Here is a 15,153-nt window from a genome sequence, read left to right on the forward strand (position 1 = left end):
GCCCGACCCGGCCGGACGCGCCCGGCGGCGCGTCCGGCCGAGGACGGCGTGCCCGTCACGCGACGCCGAGGTACGCCTCCTTGATGCTCGAGTCCGCGAGCAGCTCGCGCCCGCCGCCGCTGCGCACGACCTCGCCCGTCTCGAGCACGTACGCGCGGTGCGAGCGCGACAGCGCCTGCTGCGCGTTCTGCTCGACGAGCAGCACCGTCGTCCCCTGCGCGTTGATCTCCGACACGATGCGGAAGATCTGCTGGATGACCATGGGCGCGAGCCCCATCGACGGCTCGTCGAGGAGCAGCAGCCGCGGCCGGGCCATGAGCGCGCGCCCGATCGCGAGCATCTGCTGCTCGCCGCCCGACATGGTGCCGCCCACCTGCTCCTTGCGCTCCGCGAGCCGCGGGAACAGGTCGAAGACGCGCTCGACCGTCTCGTCGTGCTCGGCCTTCGACGCGAACGTGCGCGCGTAGGCGCCCATCTCCAGGTTCTCGACGACCGTCATGCCGGGGAAGATGCCGCGGCCCTCGGGCGCCTGCACGATGCCCTCGAGCACGCGCAGGTGCGCCTTCATCTTCGTGATGTCCTTGCCGTCGAACAGCACCTTGCCCCGCGCTACCGGGCGGATGCCCGAGATGGCGCGCATCGTCGTGGTCTTCCCGGCGCCGTTGGCCCCGATGAGGGTGACGAGCTCGCCCTCATCGACGGTGATCGAGATGCCGCGCACGGCCTCGATGCGCCCGTAGGCGACCGTCATGTCCTGCAGCTCAAGCAGGGGCATGGCCGCTGCCTCCTTCGGTGGTGGGGGCCGCGGGCCCGACGCCGTCCGGGCCGTCCAGCTCCTCGTCGGGCACGCCGAGGTAGGCCGCGACGACCTTGGGGTCGTTCGTGACCTCGTCGGGCGTGCCGTCCGCGATGACGCGCCCGAACTCGAGCACGACGATCCGGTCGGTCACCCCGCGCACGAGGCGCATGTCGTGCTCGATGAGCAGCACGGTGTAGCCGTCGTCGCGGATGTGGCGGATGAGGTCCATGAGGGACTCCTTCTCCGCCGGGTTGAAGCCCGCCGCCGGCTCGTCGAGGCACAGCAGCTTCGGCTCGGTCGCCAGGGCCCGCGCGATCTCGAGCCGGCGCTGGTCGCCGTACGAGAGGTTGCGCGCCTTCTCCGTCGCCCGCCCGCCGACGCCCACGAACTCGAGCAGCGCGAGCGCCCGGTCGATCGCGTCCCGCTCCTCGCGCCGGTGCCGCGGCGTGCGCAGCAGCGCCCCGGGGACCGACGTGCGGTGCCGCGCGTCCGACCCGACGACGACGTTCTCCAGCGCCGTCATCTCGTTGAACAGGCGGATGTTCTGGAACGTGCGGGCGATGCCGCGCTGCGTGATCCGGTAGCGCTTGAGCTTGCCCACCGGGGAGCCGTCGAAGACGACCTGCCCCTGGGTGGGCCGGTAGACGCCCGTCATCGCGTTGAACGCGGTCGTCTTGCCCGCACCGTTCGGGCCGATGAGCCCGAGGATCTCGCCGCGCCGGATGTCGAACGTCACGTCGTCGAGCGCGACGAGGCCGCCGAACTGGACCGTGACGTTCTGCATCTGGAGCAGCGGCTCGCCGACGCGCGCGTGGACCGTGCGGTCCGGTGCGACCATCGCGTCGACGAGCTCGGGGTTCGCGAGCTCGGGGCGCACGTCCGCGACGTCGACGACCGCCGGCTCCTCGAGGACGGCTCCGGGCATGTACAGGTCGGCATGCGAGGAGTCGGCGCGGCCCGACGACGCGAGGTGCTCGTCGCCGTGCTCGCCGCCCGCGCCGATGCCGCCGGGGTCGTGGGTGCTCATCGGGTCTCCTCCCCGGTCGTGGTGCCGTCTGCGCCGGTCCCGGTCGTCGTGCCCGTCGCGCGGGAGCCGCCCGACGCCGTGGCGACCGCCGGGGAGCCCGGGCGGGCGCCGTCGTCGGACCCGCCCCGCGTGACGGCCTGCGCCGCGCGGCGCGCGGCGACGTAGAGCTCGCGCCCGTAGGCGAGGAGCTTCTGCCGGACGGGGAGGAGCCCTTGCGGACGGAAGATCATGAGCACGACCAGCGCGATCCCGAAGAACAGGTACCGGTAGCTCGCGATCTCGTTGCCGTTGATCGGGATGCCGAACAGCTCCGTGCGGCCGAGGAAGAAGTTCGGCAGGTACACGATGATGAACGCACCGAGGATCACCCCGAGCTTGTTCCCCTGGCCGCCGAGCACGACGGCGCACAGGAAGAGCACGGAGTTGATGACGTTGAAGTTCGTCGGGATGACGAACTGGACCTGCCCGGCGTAGAGCGCGCCCGCGACACCACCGATCGACGCCCCGATGACGAACGCCCACAGCTTGAAGCGGAACGTGGGGACGCCCATGATCTCGGCCGCGTCCTCGTCCTCGCGGATCGCGACCCAGGCGCGCCCGACGCGCGAGCGCTCCAGGTTCCCCACGAGCAGCAGTGAGATGACGATGAACACGAGGCTCAGCCAGTACCACCACACGCCCGAGTTGAGCGTGCCCGCGGCGTTCCCCGCGGAGAAGACGCCGTTGGGCAGCTCCTCCGTGACGCCCACCCGGGGGTAGGCGACGCCGCGCAGGCCCTGGCCGCCGCCCGTCAGCTCGTCGAGGTTGTCCGCGAGGAGGCGGACGATCTCACCGAAGCCGAGCGTGACGATGGCGAGGTAGTCGCCGCGCAGGCGCAGCGTCGGCGAGCCGAGGATCAGCCCGGACAACGACGTGATCGCGACCGCGATCGGGAGCGCCGCGAGCCACGCCCAGTCCTTCGACAGCCACTCGTCGGTCTGGTTCCACGGGCTGTCGGGGCTCGTGAGGATCGCGACCGTGTACGCACCGATGGCGTAGAAGCCGACGTAGCCGAGATCGAGCAGGCCGGCCTGGCCCACCACGACGTTGAGGCCGATGGCGATGAGCGCGATCATGCCGAACTGCGCCATCACCCCGCCGAAGTTGGTGCCCACCGTGGTGAGCACCGGGATGTTGAGGATCGGCACGAGCGCCAGGAAGAGGAGGAACGGCACGCCGATCGCCCACTGCGTGGGCCGGGCCTGGGCGTCCCACCACAGGCGCAGCCGGTCGCCGACGCCGCTGTGCGGCCGGTCCTTCGTCGCGACGCGGCCGGCGGGCGGCATCGCGGTGGGGCGACCGCCGTCGGGCGCGGGGGCGGGTGCAGGTGTCGAGGTGCTCATGCGCGGGCCCTCCCCAGCGACTCCCCGAGGATGCCCGTCGGGCGGAACATCAGGACGATGATGAGGAGCGCGAACGCGACCACGTCGCGCCACTCCGTGCCGAACACGACCTGGCCGTAGTTCTCCATGACGCCGAGCAGCAGGCCACCGAGCAGCGCACCGCGCAGGTTGCCGATGCCGCCGAGCACCGCGGCGCAGAACGCCTTGATGCCGAGGATGAAGCCGCCGGAGTAGATGATCCCGTTGGGCACGCGCAGCGTGTAGAGCAGCGCGGCCGCACCGGCGAGGATGCCGCCGATGAGGAACGTCAGCATGATGACGCGCTCGCGCGAGACGCCCATGAGGGTCGCGGTCACCGGGTCCTGCGCGACGGCGCGGATGCCGCGGCCGAACTTCGTCCGGTTGATGAACATGTCGGTCGCGAGCGCGAGGACCAGCGCCGACAGGATGATGACGAGCGTGATGTTCGTGACCGGCGCGCCGCCGATCGTGAACTGCACCTCGGGCTGGACGAGCCGGATCGGCTGCTGCGCGTTGACGCCGCCGAGGGTGCCGCCCGTGAGCTTCGGCAGCACGAAGTGCACGAACTCCTGGATGATGAACGACATCCCGATCGCGGTGATGAGGAAGACGAGCGCCGGTGCGCCGCGCCGTCGCAGCGGCCGGTACGCCACGCGCTCCAGCCCGACGGCGGCACCGCCCGCGACGAGCATCCCGCCGAGCATCGCGATGCCGAGGTAGAGCACCGTCAGCGCGATGCCCTTGTCGTACGCGTTCCCGCTCGGGTAGAAGCCGAGCAGCATGAGCGTCGCGTACTGCCCGAACATGCCGAGCATGAAGACCTCGGAGTGGGCGAAGTTGATGAGCCGCAGCACGCCGTAGACGAGCGTGTAGCCGACGGCGACGAGCGCGTAGATCGCGCCGTAGGTGAGGCCTTCGATGGTGAGGCCCCAGAAGTTCCGGGCGAGGCCCGCGATGTTGAAGTCGATGAGGGACTGGTGGACGAGGGGGCCGGCGGTCGCGCTGTGCATCAGCGCGTCAGCAAGAGCGGGCATGACGCTCCCTGGTTCGTTCTCTGGGGTACGAGGTCGTGGTCCACGACGGGCGCCCCGCCGACCGGTCCCCGCGCGGGGCGGGGACGTCGGGGCGGGGCGCCCGTCGTCGTCGGACTACTGGACCTCGTAGATCCAGATGAGCGCGGAGGCGAGCTCGCCCGTGTCGTCCCACTCGTAGGCGCGGGCCAGGCCCTCGCCGGAGTAGTTCGCCACGTAGTCGATCAGGCCCGCACGGTCGGTCACGCCCGAGGCGATGCCCGTGAGCATGATCGTCGCGAGGTCGTAGCCCTCGACCGAGTACACGCCCGGCGCCTGGCCGTTCGTCTCCTCGTAGGTGGCCGCGAAGTCCTCCGGGGCCGGGCCGCACGGGCAGGAGAGGATCGCGCCCTTCGACGCGGCGCCCGCCTGCGAGACGAACTGCGGGTCGTTCGTGCCGTCCGCCGAGACGAACGGGATGTCGACGCCGCCGTCGCGCAGGCCCTGCACGAACGGCGCGGCCTCCGCGTAGTAGCCGGCGTAGAAGACGGCGTCCGCGTCGGCGCCGGAGATGATCTGGACGGCGGCCGAGAAGTCCTTGTCGCCGGTCTTCACCTCGGCGGCGCAGTCCTCGTTCGCGGCGTCGCCCAGGCCCTCGGTGATCTGCTGGGCGAGGCCGATGCCGTAGTCCGAGTTGTCGGAGACGACGCAGACGCTGCCGAAGTCCTTCGTGTTGACGAGGTACTTCGCGACCGACGGGCCCTGGACGGCGTCGTTGGCGAGACCGCGGAAGAAGTTCGTCCAGCCGTTCTTCGTGAGGTCGGGGTTGGTCGCCGACGCCGTGAGCGACAGCAGGCCCGCCTGGTTGAACACGTCGCCCGTGGCGGCCGTCTCGCCCGAGAACGCGGGGCCGAGCAGACCGAGCACGCTCGCGTCGCCGACGATCTGCGGCGCGACCTGGGTCGCCTTCTGCGGGTCGCCCTCGGTGTCGAACGGCTTGAGCGTGACCTGGCAGCCCGGGTTCGCCTCGTTGAACGCGTCCACCGCGACCTGGGCGCCGTACTGGATGTTGAGGCCGAGCGCGGCGTTCGGGCCCGTGAGAGCTCCGGCGACCGCGATCGAGGTGCCCTCGGCGCACTCGGCGCTGCCGTCACCGGCGGGGTCGACCGGGTTGCCGGCCGCGGTCGCCTCGACCTCGGCGCCGTCGATGTCGATCTGGACCGACGGGACGATGCTCAGGTCGGCCGAGCCGCCGCCGTCGTCGGTCTCGGTCGACGTCCCGGTCGTCTCGTCGTCGCCGCCGCCCTGGGACTGGGGACCGCAGGCGGTGAGGACGAGGGTGGCCGCGAGGAGCAGGGCGGCACCCCCGCTCGCCCGTCGTGCTGTGCGATGCATGCCAACCTCCGTGGTCCTGATCCCCGCGGAGGCAGCCAAGCCGCCTCTCTCCGCGGTCGATCGCTGAATTCAACACTGAATTGCGTGCTGAATAGTGACACAGGTCACCCGGGGACGAAACCTCCCCGCGGTCGCGCCGTCCGGAGCCCTCTGCGGCATCTCGGAGGGCTCCGGACCCACGAATCCGCGGGAGGGGGCGCCTCCGCGTTCCTGGGTGACGCGAACGTAGGCGGATCGGGTTTCGTGGGACGCAGGGAGTTGTTACCGACTCGTAACGCAAGGGTCTCGTTTCGTTCCGTGAACGGTACGAACGTCCCGTTCTGAGCCCCCGACGCGCTCCCCGGCGACGCTCTCCGGGCACCTCACGGGGAGTGCCCGGGGACCTCCCGGGCGCCTCCACGCGCGCTCCCTGCACCTGCCACCGCGGATGCCGCGGGGGTCGGCACAACAGCTCGCGGCAACCCATGGCCAAGAGGGGGCCTACCATGTACGGTTGTCTCCGAGATTGCAGTGCCTCGCTTGTCCTCGCGTCGACGTGACCGCCACCCGGCGGGTGCCCGGCGGACCTTGTTACCCAAGAGTTGACGACGAACACCGTGATGTACTCCCCTGCGCCCGCGGGGGGTGTTTCCACACTCTTGAAGGAGTAACAATGGCTACCGGAACCGTGAAGTGGTTCAACAGCGAGAAGGGCTACGGCTTCATCGCCCCCGAGGACGGCTCGGCCGACGTGTTCGCGCACTACTCCGCGATCCAGTCGCAGGGCTTCCGCACGCTGGAGGAGAACCAGCGCGTCGAGTTCGACGTGACGCAGGGCCCGAAGGGCCCGCAGGCGGAGAACATCCGCCCCGTCTGACCCGATCTCCTCGGTAGCGGCTCGCCGCACCGATCGATCGTTCCTCGAGTGCCCCCGACCCTCCGGTCGGGGGCACTCGTGCGTTCCGGGCGACGCGACGCGACGGGCCAGACGCTGAGTGCATGAAACAGTCGCGCCCGAACCGATTCGAGGGCGACTGTTTCATGCACTCAACGCGGGGCGAGGTCGGGCGACGCCGAGGGCGGGCAGCCTCAGAACTCGCCGAAGCCGCCGAAGTCGTCGAAGCCGCCGCCGTCGAAACCGCCGCCGAAGCCGCCGCCGTCGAAGCCGCCGTCGGCACCGCCCGCGGGGTCCCCGCCCGACGCCTCGACGGCGCCGCCGTCAGCGCCGCCCTCGGCGGCACCCGGGTCCTCGCCCGCGCCCGGGTCCTCGGCGGCCGCGTCCTCGGCCACGGGCTGGCTCGGGTCGGCGAACGCGGGCCCGAACAGCGCGTTCGCGACCGCGGACCCGATGACGACGCCCGCGATCGTGCCCAGCAGGCTCGACCCGACCATCGCGCCGAACCCGGGGCCCGCCTGGCCCCGGCCCGCGAAGGTGCGCTCCAGCGTCCCGGGCTGCCGCATCTCGGCCCGCGTCGCCAGGCGTGCGAGGTCCTGCGGGGCGTCCGACGTCGCCCGCTCGCCCGCCGGGACCTGCTCGCCGAGCTCGGCGAGCACCTGCCGGCGCTGCTCCGGCGTGAGCCGCGCGAAGGCCTCGGCGTGCGCCTGCTCGACGGCGTCCGGCGGGGCGGTGCGCAGCAGGTAGCGGTAGCGGTCGATCGCCACCTGGTCGGGCGTGCGCTGCCCGGCCGCGGGCCGGGCGTCCTGCGGGGCGCTGCCGTACGCGGGCTGCTGGGCCGGGTACTGCGTCGGGTAGGGGTTCGCGGGCTGCGTCGGGGGCTGGGCGCCGTAGGGGCCCGTGTGCTGCGGCGCGCCGCCGTGGTCTCGCGGCTCGCGGCCGAGGAGCCGGTCCAGGAATCCCATGGGTCGTCCTCCGGGGGTGGGGGCGCCGAGCGGTGCGCTCGCGCCAGGGTCGTGGCCGGGTACGGCTCACTCCCCGACCAACGACGCGCACCGGCGCGCGGTTCCGGCGGGTGCGTCCGGTCGGAGGTTCCGCCGAGCGGTTCAGGTGGCTCCCGCGGCCGGGCGTCGCCCGTCAGGCGGCCGGGCGTCGCCCATCAAGACGTGAGGGCGAGGAACGCGCCGAGCTCCTCCAGACCGCGGGCCGAGCGGGGAAGCGTGTCGGTGAGACCGGGCGAGCGCACGACGACCGCGCTCCACTGCGCGCGCGACACCGCGACGTTGAGGCGGTTCCGGGAGAGCAGGAACCCGAGCCCGCGCGACGCCTCGTGCCCGGACGACGCCGCGAGCGTGAGGATGACGACCGGAGCCTCCTTGCCCTGGAACCGGTCGACCGTCCCGACCTCGACGTCCGGGTAGCCCGCGTCGCGCAGGGCACCACGCACCGCCCACACCTGCGCGTTGTACGGGGCGACGACGAGCACGTCGCCCTGCCCGAGCGGACGCTCGTGCGCGACGCCGTCGACCGTCGTCGTCCAGGACCGGCCGAGGACGTCCGCGACCTGGCGCACGACCTCGGCCGCCTCCTCCGTCGAGCGCACGGTGCTGCCCGCGTGCTCCACGAGCACCTGCCGCACGCCGGGCGCGACGCCGTCGAGGCGGTGGGCCGCGGCGAGCGGGTGCGCCCGCAGCCGGTCCTCGTACGAGAGCGTCGAGACCGCCGCGGCGAGGTCCGGGTGCAGGCGCCACGTGGTGGCGAGGAAGTACCCGCGCTCGGGGGGCAGCACCCCGTGGCCGTCGGCGAGCCAGGCGAGCGCCGAGCGGTCGACGGGCTCCGGGTGACGGCCCTGGCTGACCTGTGGGAGCTGCTGCGGGTCGCCGAGCAGGAGCAGGCGGCGGGCCGCCCGTGCGACCGCGACCGTGCTCGCGAGCGAGAACTGCCCCGCCTCGTCGACGACGAGCAGGTCGAGCGTGCCCGCGGGCAGCCGTTCGGCGGCGAAGTCCCACGCGGTGCCGCCGACGACCCGCGGGCCTGGCTCGGTCGCGAACGCGGCGAGGTGGGCGCCGTCGAGCTCGGCGTACACGGCGCGCGGCGACGGCCCGTCCGCCGCGAGCTTCTTCGCGACGAGCTCGCGCGGCACGCCCGCGCCGAGCACGACCGCACGCAGCAGGTTCTCGACCACGGCGTGGGACTGCGCGACGACGCCGACGCGCCACCCCTGCGCGACGAGCCGCGCCACGACCCGCGCGCCGACGTACGTCTTGCCCGTCCCGGGAGGGCCCTGCACGGCGAGGTACGAGTCGTCGAGCCGCTCGACGGCCGCCGTGACCGCGTCGACGACATCGTCCGCGACGGGCGGCAGCACGCCGCCCGTCACGTTGCCCGCGCCGTCGGCTGCGGCGGCTCCGTCCGGAGCGACGTGGGGTGCGGCCGGACCGGCGGGCACGAGGCGCGGCGACCGGCGCAGCAGCAGGTCGGTCGCGGCGTCCCGCGGGAGCGAGCCCGTGGCCCGCCACGTGGCGAGGGCGCGGCGCGCGGCCTCCTCGGTGGCGGCCTCGAGCGGCTTCGTGCCCGGCCCGGGCGACGGGGTGAGCGCGACCGGGGTCGCGTCGAACGGTTCCGCGCTCGTCGGGAGCTGCTCGCGCACGACGAGCACGTCGCGCTCGCCCGCCGGCGTCGTGCGGCGCCCGGCGTCGAGGATCGCCCCGCCGGTGAGCCAGCCCCGCACGCCGTCGACGGCCGTGCGAGCGCACGGCGGCAGGGGCGGGTCGTAGAGCACGAACGGGGCGACGCCCACGCGCAGGTCGCTGCCCTCGGGCAGCCGTCCGACGAGCTCGAGGCGCCGGGACCACGTGCGCCGTCCCGGCTCGACCTCCCACCCCGAGACGACCTCGGCCTGCTCGACGAGGAACGCGTTCCGCCGCCCCAGCCACTCGTCGGGCGGGAGCGCGAGGCGGGAGTAGTGCTCGTGCCAGAACGGCTTGGCCTCGCGCCGGTGGTACCCGGCCGCCGCCCCGTACATCGCGAGCGCCTGCTCGTCCGCGGTGCGCCGTGCGCGGTCCTCACCGACGGCCTGCCGGATCTCCTCCTCCAGCAGCACCGCGGAGGACCGCTCGCGCTCCCCGGCCCCGGTCTCGTCGACCCCACCGGTCGTGGCAGCCGCGACGGTGGTGGCGCCGACGCTCGTGGCGGCCGTGCCGGTGGCCGTAGCCGTGGCCGCGGTATCCCCGGTGACGTCACGGTCCGCGACCCCCGCGGCCGCCTCGCGCAGCCACGCGGCGAGGCGCAGCGTCGACACGCAGTCGTACCGGTTGTAGTCCGCGATCCCCTGCAGGAGCTCGGCCGCCTCCTCGCTGCGGCCCGCGTCGCGCAGGGCGGTGTACTCGGCGTACGCGACGACGGACGCGGCGCCCGTGGTCACGTCGCCGGTGCGCAGCTCGTCGCCCATGTAGAGCGGCTCGAGCTTCTTGATGGACCGCGAGCGGTCGGACACGTGCAGCGCCTGCCGCACGACGGCGTACAGGTCGACGAGGACGCCGTCGCGCAGGAGGTCGTCGACCTCCTCCTCGTAGACGCCGTGCCGCGCGGCGATCGCGAGCAGGTGCGCGCGCTCGTAGTCGGCGTAGTGGTAGACGTGCAGGTCGGGGTGGACACGGCGGCGCGCGTTGACGTGGTCGACGAACGCGACGAGCGCGTCCCGCTCCGCCGCGAGGTCGTGCGCCCACAGGGCGTGGAACGGTGGCCGGCCCTCGGGCGTCGCCGGGCGCTCGACCCACCCGAACAGGTAGTCGATCCCCCAGCTCGTGCCGCCGGCGTCCGTCCACAGCGGGTCGCCCTCGAAGTCGAAGAAGAGGTCGCCCGGCCTGGGCTCCGGCAGGGCGAGCACGGGCGCCGGGTCGTCGATGCGCCACGACAGCTCGTGCGGCCCGGACGCGTCGGCCCACACGACCGTGCCGTCGGACGGGCCGGTGCCGAGCTGGAGCGCGGCCTGGCGTCGCACGCGCGCGAAGGTCGACCGGCTCATCCCGGCCGGGACCGGCGTCTCGTCGGTCGCGGCGGCGAGCTCGTCGATCGTCCGGATCCCCGCCGCGTGCAGGGCCGCGCGCTGCGACTCGTACACGCCACCGACGAGGAGCACGTCCCGGCGCGCCTCCACCTGGGCGCGGCAGTCGGCGCAGCGCCCGCACGCGCGGACCGCCGGGTCGTCCCACGGGGCGCGCCCCTCCCGCGCGACGTGCTCGGCCGTCAGGCGCACGAGCCGCTCGCGCCGGTCCCGGTAGACGGGCAGCAGGTCGGCCAGGCGGTGCGACGTGCGCTCACGCGTGCCGAGGACGAGCGAGACGTCCGGGTCCACGGGGACGCCCGCGGCGACGAGCTGGTCGCCGTAGGCCGCGAGCTGGAGCAGGGCGGGGACCTTGGCGCGGCGCGCGAGCTTGGCGTCCACGACGGCGTAGCGCGCCGCGCCCGCGTCGTCCGTGCCGGTGCGCACGAGGAAGTCGGCCCGGCCGTGGAACGCGCCGTCGAAGAAGGCGGCCTGGTGCACGACGTCCGCCCCCGCCTCGACCGCGGCGAGCGTGCGCGCCTGTGCGGCGACGAGCTCGTCCCACGAGGTGCCGCGCGGCGGCTCGACGTGCACGACGCCGCGGCCGGTCGCCGGGTCGAACGGCCCGTGCTCGGCCTCGTAGCCCGCGAGCACCGCGCGCTCGTGCCGGGCGCCGAGCTCGGCCGTGCGGGCCAGCATCGCGTCGTCGCCCTCGTCGCGGCGGGGCGCCCGCCCGAGCTGCTCGTCGAGCCGGCACAGGAGCCGGTACTCGCAGTCTGCGGCGACGACGAGGTCGCTCGCCGACAGCACGAGCGCCTGCTCGCGGGGTGGCGCCGCGCCGGCACCGGCCCGGTCGGCCACGGTCGCGGCCCGCAGCACCGGCTCGTCGACGAGGAACACGCACACCTCCGGTTCGGGACGGCCGCCGACGGCCGTCGCCGCCGACCGTCCGTCGGTCTGCGTCCGTTCTACCAGCGGCCACCCACGCGTCGGCGCCACCCACCCGCACCGGCCCCTCCGCCCGCCGCGCCCACCGACCACCCGCTGAGCACCCAGGACCGCCCGCCGTCCTCCGCGTCCCCATCACGCATCCCCGACCGACCCGTGCCCGGGATGAGGCGATTCGTGCCGACGGCCAGGGCTCCCCTACTGTTCCCGTCGGACGTCCCGCCCGGACGTCGTCGTCGGACGTCGCCGCGGCACGTCCGCGCCGGACCGGGAGCCCCGCGGCTCCCGGCGCCCCCGCCCCCGCGCGGCGGGCGCCACCGAAGGAGGACCCATGGCCGTGCGCTTCGTACCGCCGCCGGGGTGGCCCGTGCCCGCGGGCTTCACCCCGACGACCGAGTGGCACCCGGACCCGTCCTGGCCGCCGCCCCCGCCCGGGTGGGTGTTCTGGGCCGACGACGCCGCCCCCGCGCCCGGGCCCGTGCCGCCCCCAGAGGCGCCCGTCCTGCACAGCACCGAGCCGCTGCCCGTCGGGTCCGGCGCGCCGACCCGACGGTCGTTGCGCGCCCGCTCGTCGGGCGCGACCCCGGCGGTCGGCCCCGAGGCCGACCCGACGCGCGTCGCGGCCGCCGTCCCGGCCGCCCCGCCGACCCGGGGCGCCGTGGAGGACCACCCCGTGGCGAGCTCGACGATGATCCTCCCCGCGCTCGGCGGGATGCTCGACGACCCGGCCGCGCGCCCGTCGCCCGTCCCCGTCCCGGCCGCCCGCCCGGCGACGCCTGTCCCCACCGCCCGCCCGACGCCGTCCGCCACCCCGGGTGCAGCCCCGGCGGTCCCGGCCCGGGCCGGGCGCTCCGGCGTCGTCCCGGTGGGGCCGCTCGCCCTGCCCGCGGCCGACGACGACGGCGACCACGCGCCGGAGCGGGGGCGGCGCTGGCTCGTCCCGACGGCGGTCGGCCTCGCGGGCGTCGCGGCCGGCCTGCTCGTCGGCATCGGCCTCACGCTCTCGGCGCAGGGCGAGGCGCAGCGCGAGCGGGCCGAGGCGCAGCGCGTGCAGAGCGAGGTCACGGCGGAGCGCGAGCAGCTCGAGTCCGAGCGGGCCGACCTCGACGCCCAGCGTGCCGAGCTCGACGCCGCGACGGCCCAGCTCACGGAGCGCGAGGAGGCCGTCGCGCAGGCCGAGGAGGACGCGGCGAAGCGCTCGCAGGAGCTCGACGACCGCCAGAAGGAGCAGGACGACCGCGAGCAGGAGGAGCGTCCGGGGAACGGGCCCGGGAACGGCGGCGGGAACGGGAACGACGGCGGCGAGGGGGACGGCGGCGGGGGCGGCTGGGACTGGGGCGACTGGGGCTGGTGACCCGGCGGTCTCCACGAACGCCTCACGGACACGTCACCGCTTCCGGTCGCGGAACACACGTCCCTCACCGACAGTGGGAGGCGTGCTGACGCGATCTTCCTCTCCCACCCCCGACAGCGAGACCCCGATCTACGACGCCCTCGTGGTCGAGCACGAGAACATGCTGCCGCTCGTGCACCTCGGCAGGGCGCTCAGCGGGGAGATGGTCACGGTCGCCCGCCCTACGGGGCTCTCGCCTCGCCTCGCGCCCACGCACGGGGCGCCCGCGCTCCCGCGCCGCCGCCGCGCCGGCTGAGCGCGAGACCGACCCGCCTGCCCGCGGTCGACCCGTCGAGGGTCCGCCCAGGCGCCGGGCCGGTCTCGCGAGGCTCCCTCGCCGTGCCGAACGCCGTCTACAGCACGTGGGCGAGGAACGACCGCGTGCGCTCGTGCTGCGGGTCCTCGAGCACCTGCTCCGGGCTGCCCTGCTCGACGATGACGCCGTCGTCCATGAAGACCACGGTGTCGGCGACCTCGCGCGCGAACCCGATCTCGTGCGTCACGACCATCATCGTCATGCCGGACCGCGCGAGGTCGCGCATGACGGCCAGCACCTCGCCCACGAGCTCGGGGTCGAGGGCCGACGTCGGCTCGTCGAACAGCATGAGCTCGGGATCCATGGCGAGCGCCCGCGCGATGGCCACGCGCTGCTGCTGGCCGCCGGAGAGCTGCGCCGGGTAGTGGTCGGCGCGGTCCGCGAGGCCCACGCGGTCCAGGAGCTCGGACGCGCGCGCCCGCGCCTGCGCCTTGCTCAGCCCGCGCACCTGGACGGGCGCCTCCGCGACGTTCTCGAGCGCCGTCATGTGCGGGAACAGGTTGAAGCGCTGGAACACCATGCCGATGCGCGAGCGCTGCCGCGCCACGACCTTGGGGTGCAGGCGGTGCAGGCGAGTGCGGCCGTCCTTGGTGACCTCGCGGTAGCCCATGAGCTCGCCGTCGACCCGGACGCGGCCGCCCGTGATCTCCTCGAGCTCGTTGACGCAGCGCAGCAGCGTCGACTTGCCCGAGCCCGACGGGCCGAGCACGACGCACACCGAGCCGCGCGCGACCTCGAGGTCCACGCCCTTGAGCACGTGCAGGTCGCCGAACATCTTGTGCAGGCCCTCGACCTGCACCATCGGGGTGGCGTCGGTGGAGCGGCCCGCCTCCGGGGAGGTCCGGGGCGCCGCGGATGCCGTGTCGTGCGTCCCGCTCACGGGGTCACCTCCAGGAAGGGGTCGTCCTTCGTCGTGCCGGACGCGGCGATGAGGTCCTGCCGGTTCGGCTTGCGGCCGCGCCCGCCCGGGCCGCGCCCGCGGCGCCGCGTCGGCGCCTGCGTGCCGAACCCGCGGCCGTAGTACCGCTCCACGTAGTGCTGGCCGACCATGAGGACGCTCGTGATGAGCAGGTACCAGATGGCGGCGACCATGAGCAGCGGGATCGGCAGGAAGAGGCGGTTGCCGATCGCGTTCGTCGAGTACTGCAGGTCGAGCGTGAACGGCACCGCGAGGACGAGCGACGTCGTCTTGAGCATGGAGATGGTCTCGTTGCCCGTGGGCGGCACGATCACGCGCATGGCCTGGGGCAGCACGATGCGCGTGAGGATCTTGCCGTCCTTCATGCCGAGCGCCTTCGCGGCCTCGGTCTGGCCCGGGTCGACCGACCCGAGGCCCGCGCGCACGATCTCCGCGAGGTACGCCGCCTCGTTGAGCGAGAGCCCGATGAGCGCGCACACGAACGCGGTGAACAGGTCCGCCGTGCGGAACTCGAAGAACTCCGGCCCGAACGGGATGCCGAGGCTCAGGCGCGGGTACAGCACCGAGATGAGGCCCCAGAACACGAGCTGCGTGTAGATCGGGGTGCCGCGGAAGAACCAGATGTATCCCCAGCTCACCGACCGCATGACGGGGTTGTCCGAGCGCCGCATGATCGCGAGGAGCACGGCGAGGACGATCGCGATGAGCATCGAGCCGAACGTCAGCACGAGCGTCCAGCCCACGCCGCGCACGACCGTCACGTCGCGGAAGTACAGCCAGACGACGTCCCACCGGAACTTCTCGTTCGTCAGCAGGGCGTTGGCCGCCATCGCGGCGAGCACGAGCAGCAGGGCGGCGGAGATCCACCGCCCGGGCCGCGGGACGGGGACGGCGTGGATGCGGTCGGGGACCGGGTCGTCGGCCGGTCCGGCGGCGGCGCCGCGGGGGGAGCTACCGGTCGTCATGGTGCACCTCGGGGGGTCGGGGCTCGGGGGACGAGCCGGGCCGCGCGGTCGTCGTCGTC

12 protein-coding genes are annotated in these 15,153 nt (G+C 74.1%); 3 read left to right on the plus strand and 9 right to left on the minus strand.

All coding sequences use genetic code 11. The annotated features are described in order from the left end of the window. Positions 1 to 55 precede the first annotated feature (55 nt). From GWJ10_RS02935 to GWJ10_RS02955, 5 genes are all read right to left on the minus strand, one after another. Positions 56 to 775 (minus strand): ABC transporter ATP-binding protein, encoded by a 720-nt coding sequence (locus GWJ10_RS02935; protein ID WP_074803624.1) that lies wholly within the window; start codon positions 773 to 775, stop codon positions 56 to 58. Then, entirely contained in the window at positions 762 to 1,637 is an 876-nt protein-coding gene (locus tag GWJ10_RS02940; protein ID WP_228087591.1) for an ABC transporter ATP-binding protein, read from the minus strand. The genes GWJ10_RS02935 and GWJ10_RS02940 overlap by 14 nt, the downstream gene beginning before the upstream one ends. 185 nt (positions 1,638 to 1,822) lie before the next feature. Further along, positions 1,823 to 3,208 (minus strand): branched-chain amino acid ABC transporter permease, encoded by a 1,386-nt coding sequence (locus GWJ10_RS02945; RefSeq protein ID WP_206158317.1) that lies wholly within the window; start codon positions 3,206 to 3,208, stop codon positions 1,823 to 1,825. Continuing rightward, the gene (locus tag GWJ10_RS02950; RefSeq protein WP_043657230.1) at positions 3,205 to 4,263 is read right to left on the minus strand and encodes a branched-chain amino acid ABC transporter permease; all 1,059 of its coding nucleotides are present in this window, start codon (positions 4,261 to 4,263) and stop codon (positions 3,205 to 3,207) included. The genes GWJ10_RS02945 and GWJ10_RS02950 overlap by 4 nt, the downstream gene beginning before the upstream one ends. 114 nt (positions 4,264 to 4,377) lie before the next feature. Next, positions 4,378 to 5,634, minus strand: coding sequence for a branched-chain amino acid ABC transporter substrate-binding protein (locus tag GWJ10_RS02955; protein WP_031315662.1), 1,257 nt, complete (start codon positions 5,632 to 5,634; stop codon positions 4,378 to 4,380). A gap of 652 nt (positions 5,635 to 6,286) precedes the next feature. On the opposite strand from GWJ10_RS02955, the gene GWJ10_RS02960 reads away from it, so the two are divergent. Continuing rightward, the gene (locus GWJ10_RS02960) at positions 6,287 to 6,490 is read left to right on the plus strand and encodes a cold-shock protein (RefSeq protein ID WP_009861351.1); all 204 of its coding nucleotides are present in this window, start codon (positions 6,287 to 6,289) and stop codon (positions 6,488 to 6,490) included. 212 nt (positions 6,491 to 6,702) lie between these two features. Here GWJ10_RS02960 and GWJ10_RS02965 read toward each other — a convergent pair whose 3' ends face one another. Together GWJ10_RS02965 and GWJ10_RS02970 are read right to left on the minus strand one after the other, a co-directional pair. After that, a complete protein-coding gene (locus tag GWJ10_RS02965) occupies positions 6,703 to 7,473 on the minus strand; it encodes a hypothetical protein (RefSeq protein ID WP_163185007.1) in 771 nt (256 codons plus the stop codon). Between the two features lie 194 nt (positions 7,474 to 7,667). Next, positions 7,668 to 11,453, minus strand: coding sequence for a TM0106 family RecB-like putative nuclease (locus GWJ10_RS02970; RefSeq protein ID WP_241005643.1), 3,786 nt, complete (start codon positions 11,451 to 11,453; stop codon positions 7,668 to 7,670). A 379-nt stretch (positions 11,454 to 11,832) separates the two neighbouring features. On the opposite strand from GWJ10_RS02970, the gene GWJ10_RS02975 reads away from it, so the two are divergent. Beyond that, positions 11,833 to 12,855, plus strand: coding sequence for a hypothetical protein (locus GWJ10_RS02975; RefSeq protein WP_163185010.1), 1,023 nt, complete (start codon positions 11,833 to 11,835; stop codon positions 12,853 to 12,855). An 82-nt stretch (positions 12,856 to 12,937) separates the two neighbouring features. Continuing rightward, on the plus strand, positions 12,938 to 13,150 hold the full coding sequence (locus GWJ10_RS02980) for a hypothetical protein (RefSeq protein WP_143311064.1): 213 nt from the start codon (positions 12,938 to 12,940) through the stop codon (positions 13,148 to 13,150). Positions 13,151 to 13,247: 97 nt separating this feature from the next. Here the strand turns inward: GWJ10_RS02980 and GWJ10_RS02985 are convergent, their stop codons facing one another. Next, complete coding sequence (locus tag GWJ10_RS02985) at positions 13,248 to 14,012, minus strand: amino acid ABC transporter ATP-binding protein (RefSeq protein ID WP_076404612.1); 765 nt, start codon at positions 14,010 to 14,012, stop codon at positions 13,248 to 13,250. Between the two features lie 74 nt (positions 14,013 to 14,086). Then, positions 14,087 to 15,094 (minus strand): amino acid ABC transporter permease, encoded by a 1,008-nt coding sequence (locus GWJ10_RS02990; RefSeq protein WP_061267902.1) that lies wholly within the window; start codon positions 15,092 to 15,094, stop codon positions 14,087 to 14,089. Positions 15,095 to 15,153 lie beyond the last annotated feature (59 nt).

The organism is Cellulosimicrobium sp. SL-1 (assembly GCF_011033075.1).
In the GTDB taxonomy this organism is placed as follows: Bacteria; Actinomycetota; Actinomycetes; order Actinomycetales; family Cellulomonadaceae; genus Cellulosimicrobium; species Cellulosimicrobium funkei.

What these genes read in the sequence shown, in the direction of transcription:
- GWJ10_RS02945 (WP_206158317.1), bottom strand. Translation starts at nt 3,208, where the DNA reads ATGAGCACCTCGACACCTGCACCCGCCCCCGCGCCCGACGGCGGTCGC.
- GWJ10_RS02975 (WP_163185010.1), top strand. Translation starts at nt 11,833, where the DNA reads ATGGCCGTGCGCTTCGTACCGCCGCCGGGGTGGCCCGTGCCCGCGGGC.
- GWJ10_RS02960 (WP_009861351.1), top strand. Translation starts at nt 6,287, where the DNA reads ATGGCTACCGGAACCGTGAAGTGGTTCAACAGCGAGAAGGGCTACGGC.
- GWJ10_RS02985 (WP_076404612.1), bottom strand. Translation starts at nt 14,012, where the DNA reads ATGGTGCAGGTCGAGGGCCTGCACAAGATGTTCGGCGACCTGCACGTG.
- GWJ10_RS02955 (WP_031315662.1), bottom strand. Translation starts at nt 5,634, where the DNA reads ATGCATCGCACAGCACGACGGGCGAGCGGGGGTGCCGCCCTGCTCCTC.
- GWJ10_RS02935 (WP_074803624.1), bottom strand. Translation starts at nt 775, where the DNA reads ATGCCCCTGCTTGAGCTGCAGGACATGACGGTCGCCTACGGGCGCATC.
- GWJ10_RS02965 (WP_163185007.1), bottom strand. Translation starts at nt 7,473, where the DNA reads ATGGGATTCCTGGACCGGCTCCTCGGCCGCGAGCCGCGAGACCACGGC.
- GWJ10_RS02940 (WP_228087591.1), bottom strand. Translation starts at nt 1,637, where the DNA reads ATGGTCGCACCGGACCGCACGGTCCACGCGCGCGTCGGCGAGCCGCTG.
- GWJ10_RS02990 (WP_061267902.1), bottom strand. Translation starts at nt 15,094, where the DNA reads ATGACGACCGGTAGCTCCCCCCGCGGCGCCGCCGCCGGACCGGCCGAC.
- GWJ10_RS02950 (WP_043657230.1), bottom strand. Translation starts at nt 4,263, where the DNA reads ATGCCCGCTCTTGCTGACGCGCTGATGCACAGCGCGACCGCCGGCCCC.